An 18,448-nucleotide genomic window follows, 5' to 3' on the forward strand; every position below is an offset into this window, starting at 1 on the left:
ATGCTCCTCTCCGTCACCGGCGCCAGCGGCACAGGCAAGTCGACCGCTCTGGACGCACTGAGCCGAGTCGACCTCGGCCGGCAGGTGACGTGTGTCGAGTTCGATTCGATCGGTGTGCCCGAGGGAGCGGATGCCTCCTGGCGGCACGGAGCGGTCGAGCACTGGGTGCGGTTCGCGATCGATGCTCAGGGGCGCGGTGAACACGTCCTCCTGTTCGGGCAGGTGCCGCCGGGGGAGCTGCTCGCCGCCCCTTCCTCCGATCGCCTCGACGGCATCGTGATCTGCGTGCTGCACTGCTCGCCGGACGTCCAGGAGCAGCGTCTGGCCGATCGCGGCGAGCCGTCCGACTCGATCGTCCACCACGTGCGATTCGGGGAGTGGTTCCGCCGTCATGCGGCGGATCCGTCCTACGCGCCGGAGGTCATTCGCGTCGAAAGCGCGGTGCCGATGCAGTGGTCGCGCTGGGAGCGGCTGACAGGGGACGATCCGCGATGGCCGGTGAGTATCCTCGATGTGGATTCGCTCTCCCGCGCGGAGCTGGCCGCGCAGGTCGAGAAGTGGGCGCGAACTGCGCTCGCCGGCTCCGTCGTCGGCGCACCCGGAGCCGGCGGGCGGAAGTCCTAGCCGGTCACGAAAGTGAAGAGCCGCTTCGTCGCCCTGGTCTGCGCGACGTAGAGATCGCGGATGCCGGCTTCGCCGGCCGATTCGATCTCATCCGGTTCGATCAGGATCACGGTGTCGAACTCCAGTCCCCGCGCGTCGGATGCCGGCACGATCGACGCGTCGTGGATGCCGGCATCCAGCTCGGCCGCACGGTGCGCGGCGGCGATCACGCCGATCAGTTCTGCCGGGTGGGCGTCGCGGAGCTCGCCGATGAGGTCGTCGAGTGCCGCGGCGAGGCCGCCGGCATCGACGGCGATCCGGGTCGGACGGTCGCCGTGCCGGATCGAGCGGGAGAGCCGCTGAGCGGGGGCGATGCGGGCGAGCGCGGGCTCGCTCGCCTGCAGGATCTCGGCGGTGGTCCGGTAGTTCACGGTGAGCGTGTGGTGCGCGAACCGGTCCGCGCCGAACGGGTGCAGCGCTTCATCCCAGCTGCGGACGGTCGTGGCGGGGCCGGCCTGCGCGAGGTCGCCCACCACAGTCATCGATCGGCTCGGGCAGCGGCGCAGCAGCATCCGCCACTGCATCTCGGAGAGCAGCTGGGCCTCGTCGACGACGACGTGCCCCCACACCGTGTCAGGCGGTCCGTCGACGAGCGCGCGCGCCTCATCGAGCAGCACCAGGTCGGCGTCCGACCATCCGGCTGACCCGGGCGGGGTCAGGGCGGCGATGTTCTTTGCTCCTGGCAGCATCCGCTCCAGGGCGGCCCGGTCGGAGAGCAGGCCGCGGACGACCTGCTCCGGACGGAGACGCGGCCAGACGCCCTCGACGATCCGGTCGACGCCGGGATCGACGAGCAGTTCGTCGCGGATGCGGTCCCAGTCGATCTCCAGCTCGCCCGCGGACTCGCCGTCGCCGTCCTCGGCGAACATGCCGTCCAGGTCGATGCCGAGCACCTCCCTGATCTCATCCTCGAACTCCGTGACCTCCCGTGCGGTCTGCTGCTCCAGCTCGTCGACGAGGTCTTCGACCACGTACTCGAGGAACAGCTCTCTGGCACGGTTGTGCGCGGAATGCCCCTGCAGCGCACTGCGCCGCGCGGCGTCGATCCGAGCGGCGTCGAGCACGACGGCGCCATGCGCGGTGTGCAGCGTCAGCGACCGGCCGTGCGGCTGCCGCTCCTGCACCCAGCGCGCGAGCGCGTCGGCGAACGATGCGCCGCCCTTCACCCGGGCGACCCGCTCCTGGTCCTGTGCAGTCGCCTCGGCCCCGATCAGATCGGATGCCGTCGCCAGCTGCACGTCGTTCTCGCCCAGCGACGGCAGCACCTCCGAGATGTACGTCAGGAAGCGCCGGTTGGGGCCGAACACCAGCACGCCGCGCTCGGCGATCGCAGGAAAGGCGTAGAGCACGTACGCCGCGCGATGCAGAGCCACGATCGTCTTGCCGGTGCCAGGGCCGCCGTCGACCACCATGATCCCGCGATGCGGCGACCTGACGATCTCGTCCTGCTCGGTCTGCAACGTCGAAGCGGCCTCGCGCATCCGGCCCGTCCGTGCACCGCTCAGGGCGGACAGCAGCGGGCCGTCGCCGACGAGATCATCGCCGGTCGGCGCCGTGCCGTCGAGGATCTCGTCCGTGACATCGCTCACCCGGCGGCCGTCGAGGCGCAGATGCCGGCGCCGCCGCAGGCCCAGCGGTGACGCCATCGTCGCGGCGTAGAACGGGCGCGCGGCTTCGGCCCGCCAGTCCACGAGCAGCGCCTCGCCCGCTGCCGAACTCAGCCCGATCCGCCCGATGTGCAACGATCCGCCCTGCGCGTCGTCGATGCGCCCGAAGCAGAGCGCGTGCTCTGCGCTGCGCAGCCGCCGCACGCCGTCACGCAGCCGGGCGAGCTCGGCATCGCGTGCGAACAGATCCTCCGGGCCCTCGACCGGGGCCGCCATCACCCTCGCCTGCGCGGCGAGCCCGCTGCAGACCCCGTCGTCGAGCAGCCGGTACATCTCATCGATCGTGTTCTGCTCATGCTCCACCTGTCGCGCCGTGACGACGCCCGCATCCACCCGCATCCCGCTCCCTCGTCCGGAGTCCACCTTGAGGGGTCGGGCCGCGGAACACAACGTTGACTTCGTAGGAGAGACGTGGCCTTGCGGAGCGCGCTGGCGGCCCGGTTCGGGGTCGGCGATGTGTTCTGCCGCGGGCATCCGACCGGAGATCCTTGGTCCGACTCTTTCTCCACAGCGGGTTGTTCTCCGGACTTGTCCACAGTTCATATTGAGCGTCTGACCGGGGATTCCAATGTCGGTGGCCCTCTGTTGAATGGAAGCATGACCTCGACGGTGAACGCCTCTCTCGAGCAGCTGCACACGCTGCTCGAAGAGGTGTGTTCGTCGGCCGAGGTCGAGCGCCAGTTCGACGTGGCGTCGGCGTCCGAGCTGATCGACACCCTGGTGCTCGCCGGGCGCGTGCAGCGCCGGCTCGACGCGGTGATCGTCGAGGCGACGGCGCAGGTGCTCGACCGCGACCTGCGCGAGCGGGATGCGCGGGTGTCGACCCGTGCCGGATGCCGTGATGCGGAAGAGCTGCTGCGTCGCACGCTGCGTGTGGACGGGCAGGCCGCGCGCAAGCATGTGTCGGCGGCCGGCGGGGTGCATCGCGAGGTGGAGCTGACCACGGGCGCCCAACTGCCGGCGAAGTACGAGCAGCTGCACGCAGCACTGCTCGACGGCGAGCTGTCGCTGAGCGGTTTCGTCGCCTGCACGGCACCGATCGATGCCGCGCATCCACGGCTGAGCCGCGACGAGATCGCCCGGGCCGATGCCGTGCTCGCAGACGCCGCTCGCGGGCACGATCTCGAGACGGGTGAGGCGGGAGGTCCGCCACCCACGACCGACGAACTCGCTGCCTTCGCGCATCGCATCGTCGCGCATCTGGACCCCGACGGTGAAGACTCAGACGGCACGCAGGCAGACAGGCGCCGCGGCATCACTCTGGGCCGACTCCGTGACGGGTGCGTGCCGGTGCGCGGCTCATTGCTGCCCGAGGTCGCCGGTCAGCTGCAGCGCATCTGGGACAGCATCCTGAATCCGAAGGCCGACGCGGCCGCGACCACTGGAGTCTCGTTCCGCCCCGCCGGCGAGCCCGACGCCGACGAACCGGTCGATGAGCGCACGCCTGCTCAGAAGAGGCACGACGCTCTGGCCACCGCGCTGAACGTCGCGGCCGCATCTGGCCGGCTCCCCACTCTGGGTGGCGCGGCACCGACCCTGGTGGTCTCGGTGTCGGCCTCCGACTACGCCGCGGGCGCGGGGCGGGCGACCATCGAGGGCACCGGCTGGGACGTTCCGATCGCCGTGGCGAGACACACCGGCTGCGCCGGCGGCATCCAGCGCGTGCTGTTCGACGGACGGGGCGCGATCGTCGGCATCGGCACCTCGGCGCGCATCTTCAACGCCTTGCAGCGCCGCGCGATCGTGCTGCGCGACCGCGAGTGCCTCATTCCCGGCTGCCACGTCCCCGCCACCTGGTGCGAGGTGCACCACGTGCGCGAGCATGCCGACGGCGGCCCGACGCACACCGACAACGGCGTCGCCCTGTGCTGGCACCACCATCGCACCCTCGATGTCAGCGGGTGGCGGATCCGGATGCGCGCCGGTGTGCCGGAGATCCGCGGCCCAGGGTGGTGGGACCCGAGCGGCCGATGGCGACGCCCCCGTGCACGAGCGGGGTCCGACGACGGGCTCGCCGCGGCGCTCGCCAGGGAACGAGTTCCGTAGACGCAGGCTGACAGGGTCGTCGCCAGTTCCGGCGTCAGCGAGCGTCGCGGAGACCGCCACGGCCGCCGGCCGCCGCGATCACCAACCCGCGGCGTCGGCGACGCGCTCGGCGACCTCGCGTGGTGTCAGGGCGTCCACGTCGATCACGTGGTCGTCGAGCGCTGCTTCGTCGAGCGCGCGCGAGAGATCTTCGTGCCCGGCGAGGAATCCTTCGAGTTCCCACGGTGCCTCCGTGGCGTGCCGCGTCCGGAGCCTCTGCTCGACGACGGCTCGCGAAGCGCGCAGCCGGATGAGCGGAGCCTGTGACGCGGATGCCGCGCCGAGCGCCGCCCGGCAGTCGGCGAGGTTCGCCCTGTCGGTGAACACGTGCGCGACCGCGAAGCGGGCGATCCCGCTCCTCCGGTAGTTCTCCGTGACCGAGGCCAGGTTCTCGTAGGCGATCCGGCTGCCCCACCGGTCGTCCTGCGGTCGCGGCCACGACAGCGTGAGGAAATCGAGGTCGACCAATGCATGGGACTGGCCCCTCTCGGCAAGCAATGCGCCGAGCTCCTGCAGCGTTCGCGATTTTCCGACCCCCGACGAGCCGTTCAGGATCACAGCCGTCGCCGGTGCCGAATCAGTCATCGCAGTCGCTCCTCCCGATGCCCGGTTCCTCGGCCGCCGGCACAGGATCTGGGAGGTTCGCGTTGACAGTGCGAACGATCTCCACGACGTCGATCTCGCCGTCGACCAGCGTCTCGACGATCGGCTCACCGGCCTGTTCGCTGTCATGACCGGCCCAATACTGCTCGGCGAGCCGCAGGTTCTCCGTCCGATCGGCCGTGCCCGTAAAGCAGTTGCGCGCGTCCCCGCTGAACCGCCGGCCGGTGATCTCCAGCCGGACGATCTGATACGTCGGGCGACCCCACGAGATGAACAGGGCACACCAGGACTCGGCGTCCGCGAGCGTCTCGGAGACGTACAGACTGCTCAGCCTCGACGGGTGCTGCGGGAACCGGACGAGCCGTACCTCCTCCATGGCCAGCTCGCGGAATGCGACTGCCAGAAGGTGGTCGAGCGCGGGCGGCGCCTGCTCCGCATCGGCGTAGATGCGCGCGACCTCATCCGCCTGCTCCTGAACACGCCGCCAGACCCCGCTGCGGTTCGTCTCGTCGAAGGCGATCCGCTGACCGACACTCATCGGTCGCTCGGTCACGACATGGAAGGCGATCATGGACGTCATCCGACTCCTCTCTCCGTGGGGGAGGCCCCGTCCTCATGCGAGACCTCCCCCGACGGCTGCATCCTCAGCGCACCTTCGTCAGCGACACGTCGTCCAGCTGCATCCAGATGTCGCCGCTGTTCGTCCACACGCCGCCGAACACCTGCACGGCATCGTTGTCGCCGCTGTCGAACTCCACTGTGAAGCGCGTCCACGCGCCCACCGAGTGGAAGTTCACCTCGCCGATCGGCACACCCGCCAAGGTGCGGGCGCCGAAGAACCCGTTGTCGCTGTTCACCGAGGTGCGCAGGAAGCCGGTCACCCGGTACTTCGTGTGCCGCTCGACGGCGACGTCCTGCCAGATGTCCCGCCATCCGCTGTTGTACCTCACGAACGCTCGCCTGTCACCGGTGAAGCCGGCCGCCGGAGACGTGTCGACGCCGGAGTTGGGCTTCGCGCCCCAGGTGCCGCCGGTCCCGTCGCCGAGCGCAGCAGAGCGCTCGAAGCTCGCATCGGTGACGAGGTTCGGATCGATGATGTTGCCCTGGCGGTCGATGCGCAGGTGCATCAGGTACGCGTTGTACGGGTTCCACTGCGACATCGTGAAGTAGATCTCGCCGTCCTTGTTCCACGGGTGGAAGTAGCCGCCGTACAGCGCGGGATAGTCGGTCGAGCTCGCCACCGTCTGGGTCGGAGTCCACGGTCCTTCAGGCGCGAGGGCGGTGCGCATGACGATGTCCTCGCCGACGAGCGACATCATCAGGAAACGCCCGCTGTACTCGTCCCACTGCACCGACATCTCGCTCATCGGGGCGTCCATCACCGGCTCGGCATCCGCTTCGTCCTTGCTCCACGATGAGCCGGCCCAGTACCGGTACGCCGTCTTGTCGAGCAGCTTCTTCGCCGGGACCTTGGCCACGGATGCCGGGCCGTTACGACCGTTCTGCGTGCCGAACACGTAGATCGTCCCGCCCTTCTGCACCCAGGCCTGCATCTGGAACGGGTCGTTCCCGGACGGGTTATCCCACTGGGTGTCCGAGACCTTCCACGTGCTGCCGCCGTCGTCGGAGTAGGCGATGCCGGCGTGGTTGGTGTCCCAGACCCCGGGCGGACCCCACTGCCGCACCGACATGAACCCGAGGTACTGCCGCTTGCCGACCGAGATCCCGGTGGTGGGGATGGTGGTGATCTCGTCGCCGTTGATCTTCTTCGACGGGATGATCTGCCGCGCATAACCGTCCGGTCCCTGCGCGGCCCAGTCGAACAGCATCCCGTCCGCGAGATCGGCGTCGGACGACCGCACCAGCACGTTGCTGCGCCAGTTGCCGTTCGGCGGGGCGCCGCCGCCGGGGCCCGTCCAGGAGTTGCCGAACGTGTCGCCGAATGCGGTCAGCACGTGACCGCTGCCGTCGTCCCACATGATGCCGAGGTCGGTGGACTTGATGTCCCACCGTCCCCAGGTGTTGTTCGGCGCATCCGGGCCGGTGAGCTTCTCGACCACAGTGGCCGGCGTGCGCGCCGTGGTCGCTTCGGCGGGCGGGGGAGCGGCGGTCGTCGTCAGCGCGACGACGGCCAGGGATGCCGCTGCGGCACCCGCCAGAACCTTGTTCAGGGGCGTCATTGCCTTTTCCTTTCTCGAGTCGCCGATCGGCGACGCAGGGTCTCGGCGACATCAGTCGCTGAGCGTCATCTCCCTCAGCCCGAACCAGTACGAGCTCACGCCCGCCGGAGCACACGGGCAGACGTTCGACTGCACCCACACGGTCTTCTCGTCCTCCGCGACGAACTTCGAGGGGACGGTGGTGCTGTAGCCGCCTATCCGTTCCTCCTGCCAGGGGTATTCGCCGAAGTCCTCGGAGAGGAACGTCTTCCACGGGCCCCACGGCTGCGGAGCCTCGTAGAACTCGAAGGAGTACTCGGTCCAGGACGTGTAGACGTAGCGGTCGTGCTTCGGCAGGTACGTCACCCCGCCCTGCGACAGCACGCTGAGGTCGTGCACACGGCGGTCGTCGACGAGCACCGGTCGCTTCTTCGCGATGTCATCGGTCCAGGTCGGCTGCTCCTCGATCCCTGAGGTTGACGAAGGGCCGGCGTAGAACTGCCAGGTCGCGGCATCCTGCACGGACTTCACCGGAACCCGCGCGAGGAACAGCTCGGTCGGGTCGGGCACGATGTCGGTGAACGAGTCGCGCCAATTGCCGTCCAGGCCGTAGGCGTACACGTACTCGTCATCGGGTCGCCGTTCAGCCTCTTCTCCGTAGTCGGCGAACCAGATCGTGGTGAACGTCCCGTCGGCGAACATCGGCGCATCGGTGTCCCACGACCAGGTCTTCCCGTGATCGTCGCTGCGGGCGATCGTCGCGTTCGGGGCCGCGTTGAAGTCGGGCGCGAGATCCTGCACCGCCAGGTACAGCGAGCCGCCGACGCACAGCATGCCGGTCGGCTTGCGGGTGTACCCCTCTTCGGTGGTCCACACCTGCCCGAGCTCGTCGCCGGTCGCGAGCCCCACGCCGGTCAGGTCGGATGCCGGTGACCCGTCGATCCGGTTCATCACGATGTCGCTCGTGACGCTGCCGAACCCCGCGCCGTCGCCGTTCGCGGCGTACAGCGCGCCGTCGCCCGACCAGCAGTTCGGCCACAGGTCGCCGTCCGAGACGCCGATCGCGGTCGGGGCATCCGCCACCGAAGCGGAGGCGATCGGCGTCGACGACGCGGCGCACCCGGCGAGCGCGAGCACGAGCAGTCCGGCGGCCGTGGCCGCGGAGACCGCTCGTCTCGCGCTCATGTCACCAGACCGTGTATCCGCCGTCGGCGATGAGGTCCGACCCGGTCATGAAGCTCGACTCGTCGGAGGCCAGGAAGAGGATCACCGACGCGACCTCGTCCGGCGTACCGAGCCGGCCCATCGGGGTGCGCTCGCGCCAGGTCTCGCCCAGCGCGGGATCGTCGGCCAGCACTTGTGCGGTGAGGTCGGTCGCGATGTATCCGGGCGACACGGAGTTCACCCGCACGCCACGGTCGGCCCACTCGCCGGCCAGTGTCCTGGTGAGGTGCACGACCCCGGCCTTCGCCGCGTTGTAGCTGGACTGCTTCTGCGGGAAGTTGCTGATCGAGCCGCTCATCGATGCGATGTTCACGATCGAGCCGCGGCCGGCCTCGAGCATCAGCCGCCCGAACGCCTGGCAGACGTAGAAGGTGCCGTTCAGGTCGATGTCGACCACTCGCCGCCAGTCGTCCGCCGACATGTCCTCGGCGGCGGAGGAACGCACGATCCCGGCCGCGTTCAACACCACATCAGGGGCGCCGAGACGGGCGGCGATGTCGGATGCGACGGATGCCACGGCCGCGGCATCCGTCACGTCGACCTCCACGAATTCGGCATCCACGTCCGCGGTCATCGCGAGGTCGAGCACCACCACGCGGCATCCCTGCGCGAGGAACCGGCGTACGGTCTCGAGCCCGATGCCGCGCCCGCCGCCGGTGACGACGACGAGCCGGCCGGCGAGCGAGGGATGGGTCGCGTGCGTCATGACTGCGGCTCCCGCGGCGGCGTCGCACCGATGTCGGGAACCGGAGCGGTTCCTAGGTGCACCTCCATGTCGTCGGCGCTGGGGATTTTCGGGCGTCGCGCCGTCGGGCGGTCCAGGTAGAACATCGCGGTCGAGGCGATGTCGTCGCGCAGCGGCAGGTATCGCCAGCCGCTGCGCCAGCCGAGCGCCTGGATGTCCACCTTCGGGATGCCCGTGGCGAAGTGGATCGGGTCCTGTAGATGCCAGCGGTACATGCCGAAGCGCTGCTGGCTGACGTACAGCCCGTCGGGGCGGATCACCTGCGGCATCCCGAGGTAGGGAGTCGAGAACGCCGTGTACCCCTGCCCCGGGATGTCGAAGTTCCACGCGCCGCCGAAGTAGTCCTCGGTGCCGGTGCCGCAGATCGTCGGGTACTCGTCATCGTCGTCGAGGTAGAACTTGATCTCGCCCTCGCCCCACCAGCCGTTGGAGTTCACGCCCCAGGCGATGTAGGTGCCGACGTACTGCCCCTGGCCCTCGATGCCCTCGAGGATGACGTGCGGGGTCAGCTCCTCCAGCGGGTTCGAGCGGCGCCACTGCGCGTGGAAGTAGCCATCGTTCGAGTAGTCGCCGCCGGTCTCGTAGGTGACCTGGTAGTAGACGCGCACGTCGACGACCGAGGTGTTCTCGACGGTCAGTCGCGCGCCGTCGCGGAACGGCATCGGCCAGTACGAGTTGAAGCCGCCGTGCGGGTTGGCCGCGATCGCCTGCGAGTTCACCTGCGCGAACACGCCCCAGCCGTTGCAGAAGAAGTCGCCGTAGGGCACTTCGACGGCCGGCTCGTCAGCGCCGTCCCAGAACGCACGCAGGATGAGGGTCCGCCAGTTGTCGGTGTGCGTGGTGATCCAGATGTGCGTGATCTTGCCGGCGCCGGCGATGGATGCCAGCTCGAAGGTCTCGCCGGCCTTGATGTCGACGCTGGGGGAGATCTTCCATCCCGGCCCGAGGTCGCGCGCGCAGTCTGCGCCGGTTCCCTCGGTGGCCCGCCCGCCGCCTCCGACGGCGCCGTCGAAGTTCTCCGGAGAGATCGAACGGGTCTGCACCTGGCGGAGCGTGGAGATCGAGTTCAGGTCGGGCATGCGTGCACATCCTCGTGTCGACGGGTTGGGATGCTCGCCACAGTACCGATTCGGCCGCCCTGTTGCAATCGATTTCAACACGATAAAGTTTCCTGACGATACAAGTCATGGGGGAGCCGTGTCCACGATCTACGACGTCGCGCAGCTCGCCGGGGTGTCCCCGGCGACGGTGTCGCGCGTGTTCAACGGCGCGGGGGTGTCCGATGCGAAGGTCACCGCGGTGCGCAGCGCCGCCAAGCAGCTGAACTTCACCCCGAACCGGGCCGCCCGCACGCTGCGCAGGCAGAGCTCCGAGGTCATCGCGCTCGTCATCCCCGACATCGAGAACCCCTACTTCACCGAGATGGCACGCGGCGTCGAGGACGTCGCGAGCGAGGCCGGCTACTCGGTCGTGCTGTGCAACTCGGATGCGCAGATCGAGAAGGAGTCGACCTATCTCCGCATCGCGATGGCGGAGAACATGTCGGGCGTGATCCTGGCCGCGGCCTCCGACCACACCAGCCTCGACGCGATCCTCGCCACGGGGCGCCCGGTGGTCGCTGTCGATCGCAGCACCGGCTACGACATCGACGGCGTGGTCATGGCGAACCGTGACGCCGGACGCCAGGCCACCGCGCACCTGCTCGAGACGCACCGCCGGGTCGCGTACATCGGCGGACCGGAGAACATCGAGACCTCCGCGGATCGCGCGGAGGGGTGGCGACTCGCGCATCGGAACGCCGGCGTCGCCGTCCCGGAGGATCTGCTGCGCTTCTCGTCGTTCCGGGTCGACGGCGGCCGCGCCGTGATGGAGGAGCTGCTCGCGCTGCCCGAGCCGCCCGATGCCGTGGTGGCCGGCAACAACCTCATCGGCGTCGGCGCCATCCAGGTGCTCACAGAGCACGACCTCACGCCGCCGCGCATCGGCGTCGCCGTGGTCGGCTCGCTGCCGTTCACCACGCTCTCGCCGAGCGCCGTCACCGTCGTGCGGCTGCCCGCAAGGCACATGGGCGTGACGGCCGCGCGGATGCTGCTCGAGCGCATCCGCGGCGACGAGCAGCCGGCCCGCACGGTGGTGCTCCGCAACGACCTGCAGGCCGCGACGCGCTGAGACGCGTCGCCCGGGTCGGTTCTTCGGTTGCATCATGAAATCGATTTCGCGTACTGTGAGCGTGAGATCTCGTCGAGGAGGACACATGCGCTGCACCCTGGGTGTGGACGTCGGCACATCGAGCACCAAGGGGGTGCTGACGGACGCCGACGGCGTCATCCTCGCGACCGCGACGCGGGCGCACGATGTCGATCGTCCGCGGTCCGGATGGGTCGAGATGGACGGGCGCATCTGGTGGGACGAGTTCATCGCGATCGCGCGTGAGCTGCTCTCCGCGCACCCGGATGCCGAGATCGCGGGCGTCGGGGTCAGCGGCATGGGGCCGTGCGTGCTGCTCGCCGACGAGAACGACGAGCCCGTGCGGCCGGCCATCCTGTACGGCGTCGACACCCGCGCGGCAGCGCAGATCACGCGGATGACCGAGGAAATCGGCGAGGACGAGATCGCCCGTGTCGGCGGTTCGATCCTCACCTCGCAGGCCGCCGGAGCGAAGATCGCGTGGATCGCCGACGAGGAGCCCGAGGCGTTCGCCCGCGCGAAGCGGCTCTTCATGCCCGCGTCCTGGCTGGCCAGAAGGCTCACCGGCGCGTACGTGCTCGACCACCAGTCGGCCAGCCAGACCTCGCCCCTCTACGACATCGAGGGCGAGCGCTGGCACGAGCCGTGGTGGCAGCGCTATGCCGAGGGCATCGAGCAGCCGCCGCTGCTGTGGGCCGGCGACATCGCGGGCGGGGTCTCCGACGAGGCATCCGTCCTCACCGGCATCCCGGCCGGAACCCCGGTGATCGCCGGAACCATCGACGCCTGGACCGAGGCGGTCAGCGTCGGCGCGCACGAGGTCGGTGACCTCATGCTCATGTACGGCACGACGATGTTCCTCATCGCGACGGGCGAGCAGACGCTGCGCACCCCGTCGATGTGGACCACGGCGGGCGCCTTCGTCGGCACCCGCAACCTCGCCGGCGGACTGTCCACCTCGGGCGCCCTCACCGCCTGGCTGAAAGACCTCAGCGGAGCCGACTACGCGCAGCTGCTCGCCGAAGCCGAGGCATCCGGCCCCGGTGCGCGCGGCCTGCTGATGCTGCCGTACTTCGCGGGGGAGCGCACCCCGATCCAGGACCCGGATGCCCGTGGCGTGATCGCCGGGCTCACCCTGGAGCACAGCCGCGGCGATCTGTACCGTGCGGCGCTGGAGGCCACCGCGCTCGGCGTGCGGCACAACGTCGAGACCATGCGCGCGGCCGGCGCCGAGATCCGCCGCATCGTCGCCGTGGGCGGTGGCACTCAGGGCCGCCTCTGGCTGCAGGTCGTCTCCGATGTCACGGGCCTGGTGCAGGAGGTGCCGAGGACCACGATCGGCGCGAGCTACGGCGCCGCCTTCCTCGCCGCCGTGGCCACTGCCGACGGCGATGCCCCGCTGATCACGGGTTGGAACCCGGTGACCGACCGCATCGAGCCCGACCCGGCGCTTCGCGAGACCTATGACGCGCTCTTCGACCGCTACCTGCGCCTCTACGCCGGCACGAAGGACGTCGCGCACGAGCTCGCCGCCGAGCAGCGGAGGCCGTCGTGACCCGCCGCGCCCGTCCCATCCCGCACACGGCCGAGCGAGCGGCATTCCTGCTGGGCGGCATCGGGACCGGCAACGTCTCGCTCGGCGCCCGCGGGGAGCTGCGCGACTGGGAGTTCGAGAACCTGCCCGACAAAGGCCGCAGCAACCCCCGGTCGCTCTTCGCGATCCACGCCGCTCCGGAGGGTGCCGATCCGGTCACGCGCGTGCTCGAGGCGCGTGACACCGGTCGACGGGACTACGACGCCGGCTACTCCTTCGACGACCTCGCCGGACTCCCGCGGCTCGCCGGCGCCACCATGCACGGCGAGTACCCGGTGGTCGACATCGACTTCACCGACGACGTCCTCCCGGTCGAGGTCTCGCTGCACGCCTTCACCCCGCTGGTGCCCCTTGACGCCGACGAGTCCGGCATCCCCGCCGCCGTGCTCCGCTACCGCGTCACCAACCCCGGCACCGTTCCGGTCGCCGTCACGGTCGCGGGCAGCGTCACGCACACGGCCGGCCGCGGGACCCCGGGCCCGGACGCGCCCTGGGGCATCCGCGGGATGCAGACCGTGCGTCGGCGCGACGAGGACGGCATGCACGGGCTGGACTTCGGCATCGACCTGCCCGCCGACGACCCCGGCTACGGCACGCTGAGCCTCACGACCACGGATGATTCGGTGACGATCAAGCCGCAGTGGGTGACCAGCTACTGGCCCGACGGCGCACGGATGTTCTGGAGCGACTTCACCGACGACGGCCTGCTCGAACCCGAGCCGCGGCTCACGCTCGAGGACAAGCCAAGGGGCCTGTTCGCAGAGATGGACGCGGACCCGGATGCTCCGCCCTTGACCGAGGAGGAGATGCTCGCCAAGCTGCCGCGGCTGCGCACCGGCTCCCTCGGCATCGTGCACACGCTCGCCCCGGGCGAGTCCCGCGACTTCGAGTTCGTGCTGTCCTGGAGCTTCCCGAACCGCATGCGCGGTTGGCGGGGGCACATCGTCATGGACGACCCGCACGTCGACGACGTGGTGCTCAACCACTACGCGACCCTCTGGCCGGATGCCTGGTCGGCCGCCGCGCACCTGCACGCCGAACTTCCCGCCCTCGAGGCCGCCACCGACGCGTTCGTCGAGGCGCTGTACGGAGGCACCCTCGATCCGGTGCTCGCCGACGCAGCCGGAGCCAACATCGCCGCCCTGCGCTCCACGACCTGCTTCGTGGTGGAGTCGCCCACCCCCGAACTGGGGGAGGGGCCGGTATTCGCCGCCTGGGAGGGGTCCTTCGACCACGGCGGATCCTGCGAGGGCACCTGCACGCACGTGTGGTCGTACGCGCAGACCGCGGCCTGGCTGTTCCCGTCGCTGGAGCGCAGCGCCCGGCGCGCCGAGTTCCTGCTCGAGACCGACGCCGAGGGCGCCCAGAAGTTCCGCGGCAACCGCATCTTCGGTTCGCCGCCCTGGTTCATGGGCCCCGCGGTCGACGGTCAGCTCGGCACGTTCCTGCGCCTGCACCGCGAATGGCGGTTCTCGGGCGATGACGACTTCCTGCGCGAACTGTGGCCCGCGGCGGTGCGGTCGCTCGAGTACGCCGCCCGGGAGTGGGATCGCGACGGCGACGGCCTGCTCGACGGTGAACTGCACAACACCTACGACATCGAGTTCCACGGGATCGACCCGCTGGCGAACGGGATGCACCTGGCGGCGCTCCGCGCCGGCGTGCGCATGGCCGCACACCTCGGAGAGAAGGAGCGCGCCGCCGAATGGAGCGCGAGGGCCGACCACGTCGCCGCCGCGATCGACAGCACGCTCTGGAACGGCGAGTACTACCGGCAGGTGATCGACGACCTCGATGCGCACCGCTACCAGTACGGCGACGGCGTGCTGTCGGACCAGCTGCTCGGCCAGTTCCATGCGTACCTGAACGGGCTCGGGCCCCTGCTCGACACGGAACACATCGAGTCCGCGCTCGCCGCGATCGTGCGGCACAACCACCGCGCCGACCTCACCGCGCACGAAAGCACCCAGCGCGTCTATGCGCTGAACGACGAGGGCGGTCTGCTGCTGGCGTCCTGGCCGAACGGCGGCCGCCCGGCCATCCCGTTCGTGTACTCCGACGAGGTCTGGACCGGCATCGAGCATCAGGTCGCGGCATCCCTGCTCTTCGCGGGGCGCGTCGATGACGCGCTGCGCATCGAGCGCGCGCTGCGCGCGCGATACGACGGCGTGCACCGCAACCCCTGGAACGAGATCGAGTGCGGAAACCACTACGCCCGCTCGCTGGCCTCGTGGGCGCTGCTGATCGCCGCGAGCGGCGCACAGTGGGATGCCCCGACCCGCACCCTCTCGTTCGATCCCGCCGACGGCGGGGCGCAGTCCTTCCTGTTCACCACCGGCGCCGGCTGGGGGCGGGTCGAGATCGACGGCGACTCGATCACCCTGCACCTGCTCGGCGGCGCACTTGCGATCGATGACCTGCGGTTGCACGGGCGCAGCGCCGGTGCCGGCATCCGACTCGAAGCGGGCGAGAGCCACACCGCCCGCGCACGCCACTGACCACTCACCAACGGAGAACCCTCATGAGCTACACCCTCCCCGCCCCGGCATCCCGCCCGGCATCCGCGCCGAAGACGGCGTACATCATCACCTCGGGCGACCTGCGCGAGTCGGCGAACGTCGCCGGCTGGCCGGTGCAGGCGGCCACCGAGGCGGCGGTCACGAAGGCCTTCGAGAGCCTCGGCTGGAGCGTCATCCGGCCGTTCGGCATCGATCCCGAGACCGGGCACGGCTACATCTCCAGCCAGCGCATGGGCATGGAGGTGTTCAAGAACATCCCCGTGGATGCTCCGCTGATCGTCGCGATCGCCAACTGGCACTACTCGCACCACGTGCTCGCCGGACTCCGCACGCACCAGGGGCCGATCCTCACCACCGCGAACTTCGCGCCGGACTGGCCCGGCCTGGTCGGTCTGCTCGGACTGAACGCCGGCCTCACCAAGATGGGCAAGGACTACGCCACGATCTGGTCGGTCGACTTCACCGACGACTGGTTCCTCGCCGGCATCCGGGAGTGGACCGAGACCGGCCGCATCACCCACGACGCCTCGCACGTGCGCGACCTGCCCGCCCTGCCGGACAGCCCCGAGAAGGAGCTCGGCGAGGCGCTCGCCGCGCAGCTGCGCGACGAGAAGGCGATCATCGGCGTCTTCGACGAGGGCTGCATGGGCATGTACAACGCGATCTTCGATGACGAGCTGCTCAACGGCACCGGCATCTACAAGGAGCGCCTGTCGCAGTCGGCCCTGTACGCCGAGATGCTGCGCGTCACCGAGGACGAGGCGGATGCCGCCTACGACTGGCTCATCGAGCACGGCATGACCTTCACCTACGGCGAGGACGCCGCCACCGAGCTCACCCGCGAGCAGGTGCAGTGGCAGATGAAGATGTACATCGCCGCCCTCCGCATCGCCGACGACTTCGGGCTCGACGCCGTCGGCATCCAGTATCAGCAGGGCCTGAAGGATCTCGTCCCGGCGTCCGACCTCGCCGAGGGCATCCTGAACTCCACCGAGCGTCCTCCGGTGACCAGCCGCGACGGCTCCCGCATCCTGCACGAGGGGCGCGCGTTCCCGCACTTCAACGAGGCCGACGAGGGCGTCGCGGTCGACGCGCTCGTCACCGACCGAGTGTGGCGGGCGATGGGCCTGGTGCCCGACAACACCCTGCACGACGTGCGCTGGGGCGAGGAGTACGACGGCGAATTCGTGTGGGTCTACGAGATCTCCGGCTCAGTGCCGGCCTCGCACCTGGGCGGATGGCAGAACGCCGAGGGCTGGCGGCAGGGGCACGTGTTCTTCCCGGCCGGGGGTGCCACGATCAACGGCGTCTCCAAGCCCGGCGAGGTCGTGATCTCGCGCGTCTACATCGCCGACGGCGTGCTCAACGCCGACGTGTTCCGCGGCACGGTCGTAGAGCTGCCCGCCGAGGAGACGCAGCGCCGCAAGGACGCCACCAACCCGGAGTGGCCGATCGCGAACGTGGTGCTGCACGGCCAGAGCCGCGACCAGTTCATGGCGCGCCACAAGGCCAACCACGCCCAGGTCGTCTATGCACCCGACGCCGAGACCGCCGACAAGGCGCTCATCGCGAAGGCGGCGATGTTCGCCGGCATGGGCATGCGGGTGCACCTGGTCGGCGACGTCACGGTGTGAACGCGCGGAACGCCTCGTAGTCGGCGAGGGACGCATCGGCGTAGGCGTACGACCAGGCCAGCAGCGCCTCGGTGATCCGTTCGCCGTCGCCGATGTATCCCACCGCCATTGTGGATGCCACCGACTGACTGTGCGCGCGGGCGAGCGTGGCCGCGCACGCCTGCGCGTACGTCGCATAGGGCGCATCGTCGAGCTGCTCGACCTCGACGCCGCCCTTCATGTCGTGGAACTGCCGCACGTAGTAGTCGGACCCACGGCTGCGCAGGTGCCCGAGGAACGGATCCGACAGACCCTGCAGGACCTTCTGCATCGTGACCACTCGGGCGCCCTCGCCGAACGACGCGACCCGCTCCCGCAATCCCTCAGGCTGCGAGATACGACCGTACTCCTCGAGTACGCTCCGGCCCGCCTCCTTGGGCTGCATGAGCAGCGAATTGCCGTCGCCGTCCTGCAGCAGCACCAGGTAGCAGCGGGTGCCGACACTGCCCACGCCCACAACGCGCCGGGCGATGTCCGCCACCCGGTAGTGCTCGAACAGCTGCGCGACGTCCGGGCTGGTGGTGCGCCGGAACTCGGTCACAAGACCGTCCACGAGATCGCGGGTCTCCTCGCCCACCGGTCCCATCGCCGGCGGCTCGTGCGCGAAGCGCAGGCGCCCATCGGCATCCGGCGAGGTGAGGCGGCGCACGGCGCGCTCGCCCGTGCGCCGCTCGGCCTGCTTCACCGCCCGGCGGATGGCCTGGCGCGACGCGTCGTCGAGCACGGCCATCGATGCGGCCACGGTGAAGTGTGAGAAGTACCTCTCGGTCGGGCTGAGCTTCGTACCGCGGCGCAGGCCGCGCACATAGGAGGTGATCGCCGCCCGTGCCGCCTCCTCGGTTGCGGCCTCCGAACGCCCGGCCGCGCGCCCGCCGATCACGACGCTGGTCACCAGGCGCTTCACGTCCCACTCCCACGGAGCCGCCGCCGCCTCGTCGAAGTCGTTCAGGTCGAACACCAGCGAGCGCTCAGGCGAGGCGTAGAAGCCGAAGTTCGACACGTGCGCGTCCCCACAGGAGGCGACCAGGATGCCGCTGTGCGGAGCATCCGCGAGATCGGCGGCCATCAGAGCGGCCGTGCCGCGGAAGAACGCGAAGGGGCTGGCCGCCATGCGCTCGCGGCGCAGCGGCACGAGGTCGGGCACGCGCGTCGCGTTCTGCGTCGCGAGGATGCCGAGCGGATCGCGTTCGCCGGTCGCCCGGCCGGCCAGCCCCGACCGGGGCCGCTCGCGGCGCACCCGCCGGCCACGCTCGAGCAGTTCGGCACGCGACGGCGGGGCCGCCCAGGTGTCTGTCATGTGCTCATCTTGCCGCTCTGCGCGGCCGGTGC

The 18,448-nt window shown here is 70.0% G+C and carries 14 protein-coding genes; 6 read left to right on the forward strand and 8 right to left on the reverse strand.

Features of this window, described 5'->3' with window-relative positions:
• Nucleotides 1-624, forward strand: a complete 624-nt coding sequence (locus ACFVAE_RS12060) for an AAA family ATPase (RefSeq protein WP_378892224.1) — start codon at nucleotides 1-3, stop codon at nucleotides 622-624.
• Here ACFVAE_RS12060 and ACFVAE_RS12065 read toward each other — a convergent pair.
• On the reverse strand, nucleotides 621-2,669 hold the full coding sequence (locus ACFVAE_RS12065) for a HelD family protein (protein WP_378892226.1): 2,049 nt from the start codon (nucleotides 2,667-2,669) through the stop codon (nucleotides 621-623). The two genes, ACFVAE_RS12060 and ACFVAE_RS12065, sit on opposite strands and share 4 nt — an antisense overlap.
• 258 nt (nucleotides 2,670-2,927) lie before the next feature.
• Here ACFVAE_RS12065 and ACFVAE_RS12070 point away from each other — a divergent pair, with 258 nt between their 5' ends.
• Nucleotides 2,928-4,376 (forward strand): DUF222 domain-containing protein, encoded by a 1,449-nt coding sequence (locus tag ACFVAE_RS12070; protein ID WP_378892228.1) that lies wholly within the window; start codon nucleotides 2,928-2,930, stop codon nucleotides 4,374-4,376.
• A gap of 78 nt (nucleotides 4,377-4,454) precedes the next feature.
• Here ACFVAE_RS12070 and ACFVAE_RS12075 read toward each other — a convergent pair whose 3' ends face one another.
• From ACFVAE_RS12075 to ACFVAE_RS12100, 6 genes are all read right to left on the reverse strand, one after another.
• Nucleotides 4,455-5,000 carry a hypothetical protein gene (locus tag ACFVAE_RS12075; RefSeq protein WP_378892230.1) on the reverse strand — a complete coding sequence of 182 codons (546 nt, stop codon included), beginning with the start codon at nucleotides 4,998-5,000 and terminating at the stop codon, nucleotides 4,455-4,457.
• Entirely contained in the window at nucleotides 4,993-5,598 is a 606-nt protein-coding gene (locus tag ACFVAE_RS12080; RefSeq protein ID WP_378892232.1) for a DUF2441 domain-containing protein, read from the reverse strand. Before ACFVAE_RS12080 ends, ACFVAE_RS12075 begins: the two co-directional genes overlap by 8 nt.
• A gap of 64 nt (nucleotides 5,599-5,662) precedes the next feature.
• Nucleotides 5,663-7,198, reverse strand: a complete 1,536-nt coding sequence (locus ACFVAE_RS12085) for a DUF4185 domain-containing protein (protein WP_378892234.1) — start codon at nucleotides 7,196-7,198, stop codon at nucleotides 5,663-5,665.
• Nucleotides 7,199-7,249: 51 nt separating this feature from the next.
• The gene (locus ACFVAE_RS12090) at nucleotides 7,250-8,362 is read right to left on the reverse strand and encodes a DUF4185 domain-containing protein (RefSeq protein ID WP_378892237.1); all 1,113 of its coding nucleotides are present in this window, start codon (nucleotides 8,360-8,362) and stop codon (nucleotides 7,250-7,252) included.
• Between the two features lies 1 nt (nucleotide 8,363).
• On the reverse strand, nucleotides 8,364-9,107 hold the full coding sequence (locus tag ACFVAE_RS12095; RefSeq protein ID WP_378892239.1) for an SDR family oxidoreductase: 744 nt from the start codon (nucleotides 9,105-9,107) through the stop codon (nucleotides 8,364-8,366).
• A complete protein-coding gene (locus tag ACFVAE_RS12100; RefSeq protein ID WP_378892242.1) occupies nucleotides 9,104-10,225 on the reverse strand; it encodes a glycoside hydrolase family 172 protein in 1,122 nt (373 codons plus the stop codon). The genes ACFVAE_RS12095 and ACFVAE_RS12100 overlap by 4 nt, the downstream gene beginning before the upstream one ends.
• Before the next feature lie 118 nt (nucleotides 10,226-10,343).
• Between ACFVAE_RS12100 and ACFVAE_RS12105 the strand changes: the two genes are divergently transcribed.
• The 4 genes from ACFVAE_RS12105 to ACFVAE_RS12120 all read left to right on the forward strand — a co-directional run bounded on the left by ACFVAE_RS12105 (nucleotide 10,344) and on the right by ACFVAE_RS12120 (nucleotide 17,080).
• Nucleotides 10,344-11,315, forward strand: a complete 972-nt coding sequence (locus ACFVAE_RS12105) for a LacI family DNA-binding transcriptional regulator (RefSeq protein WP_378854954.1) — start codon at nucleotides 10,344-10,346, stop codon at nucleotides 11,313-11,315.
• An 85-nt stretch (nucleotides 11,316-11,400) separates the two neighbouring features.
• A complete protein-coding gene (locus ACFVAE_RS12110) occupies nucleotides 11,401-12,888 on the forward strand; it encodes an FGGY-family carbohydrate kinase (protein ID WP_378892245.1) in 1,488 nt (495 codons plus the stop codon).
• Nucleotides 12,885-15,425 carry a GH116 family glycosyl-hydrolase gene (locus tag ACFVAE_RS12115; protein WP_378892248.1) on the forward strand — a complete coding sequence of 847 codons (2,541 nt, stop codon included), beginning with the start codon at nucleotides 12,885-12,887 and terminating at the stop codon, nucleotides 15,423-15,425. The genes ACFVAE_RS12110 and ACFVAE_RS12115 overlap by 4 nt, the downstream gene beginning before the upstream one ends.
• Nucleotides 15,426-15,448: 23 nt before the next feature.
• Entirely contained in the window at nucleotides 15,449-17,080 is a 1,632-nt protein-coding gene (locus ACFVAE_RS12120; protein ID WP_378892250.1) for a fucose isomerase, read from the forward strand.
• On the opposite strand, the gene ACFVAE_RS12125 is transcribed toward ACFVAE_RS12120, so the two are convergent.
• The gene (locus tag ACFVAE_RS12125; protein WP_378892253.1) at nucleotides 17,070-18,416 is read right to left on the reverse strand and encodes a DUF2252 domain-containing protein; all 1,347 of its coding nucleotides are present in this window, start codon (nucleotides 18,414-18,416) and stop codon (nucleotides 17,070-17,072) included. The two genes, ACFVAE_RS12120 and ACFVAE_RS12125, sit on opposite strands and share 11 nt — an antisense overlap.
• Nucleotides 18,417-18,448 lie beyond the last annotated feature (32 nt).

The organism is Microbacterium sp. NPDC057659 (genome assembly GCF_042799915.1).
GTDB lineage: Bacteria > Actinomycetota > Actinomycetes > Actinomycetales > Microbacteriaceae > Microbacterium.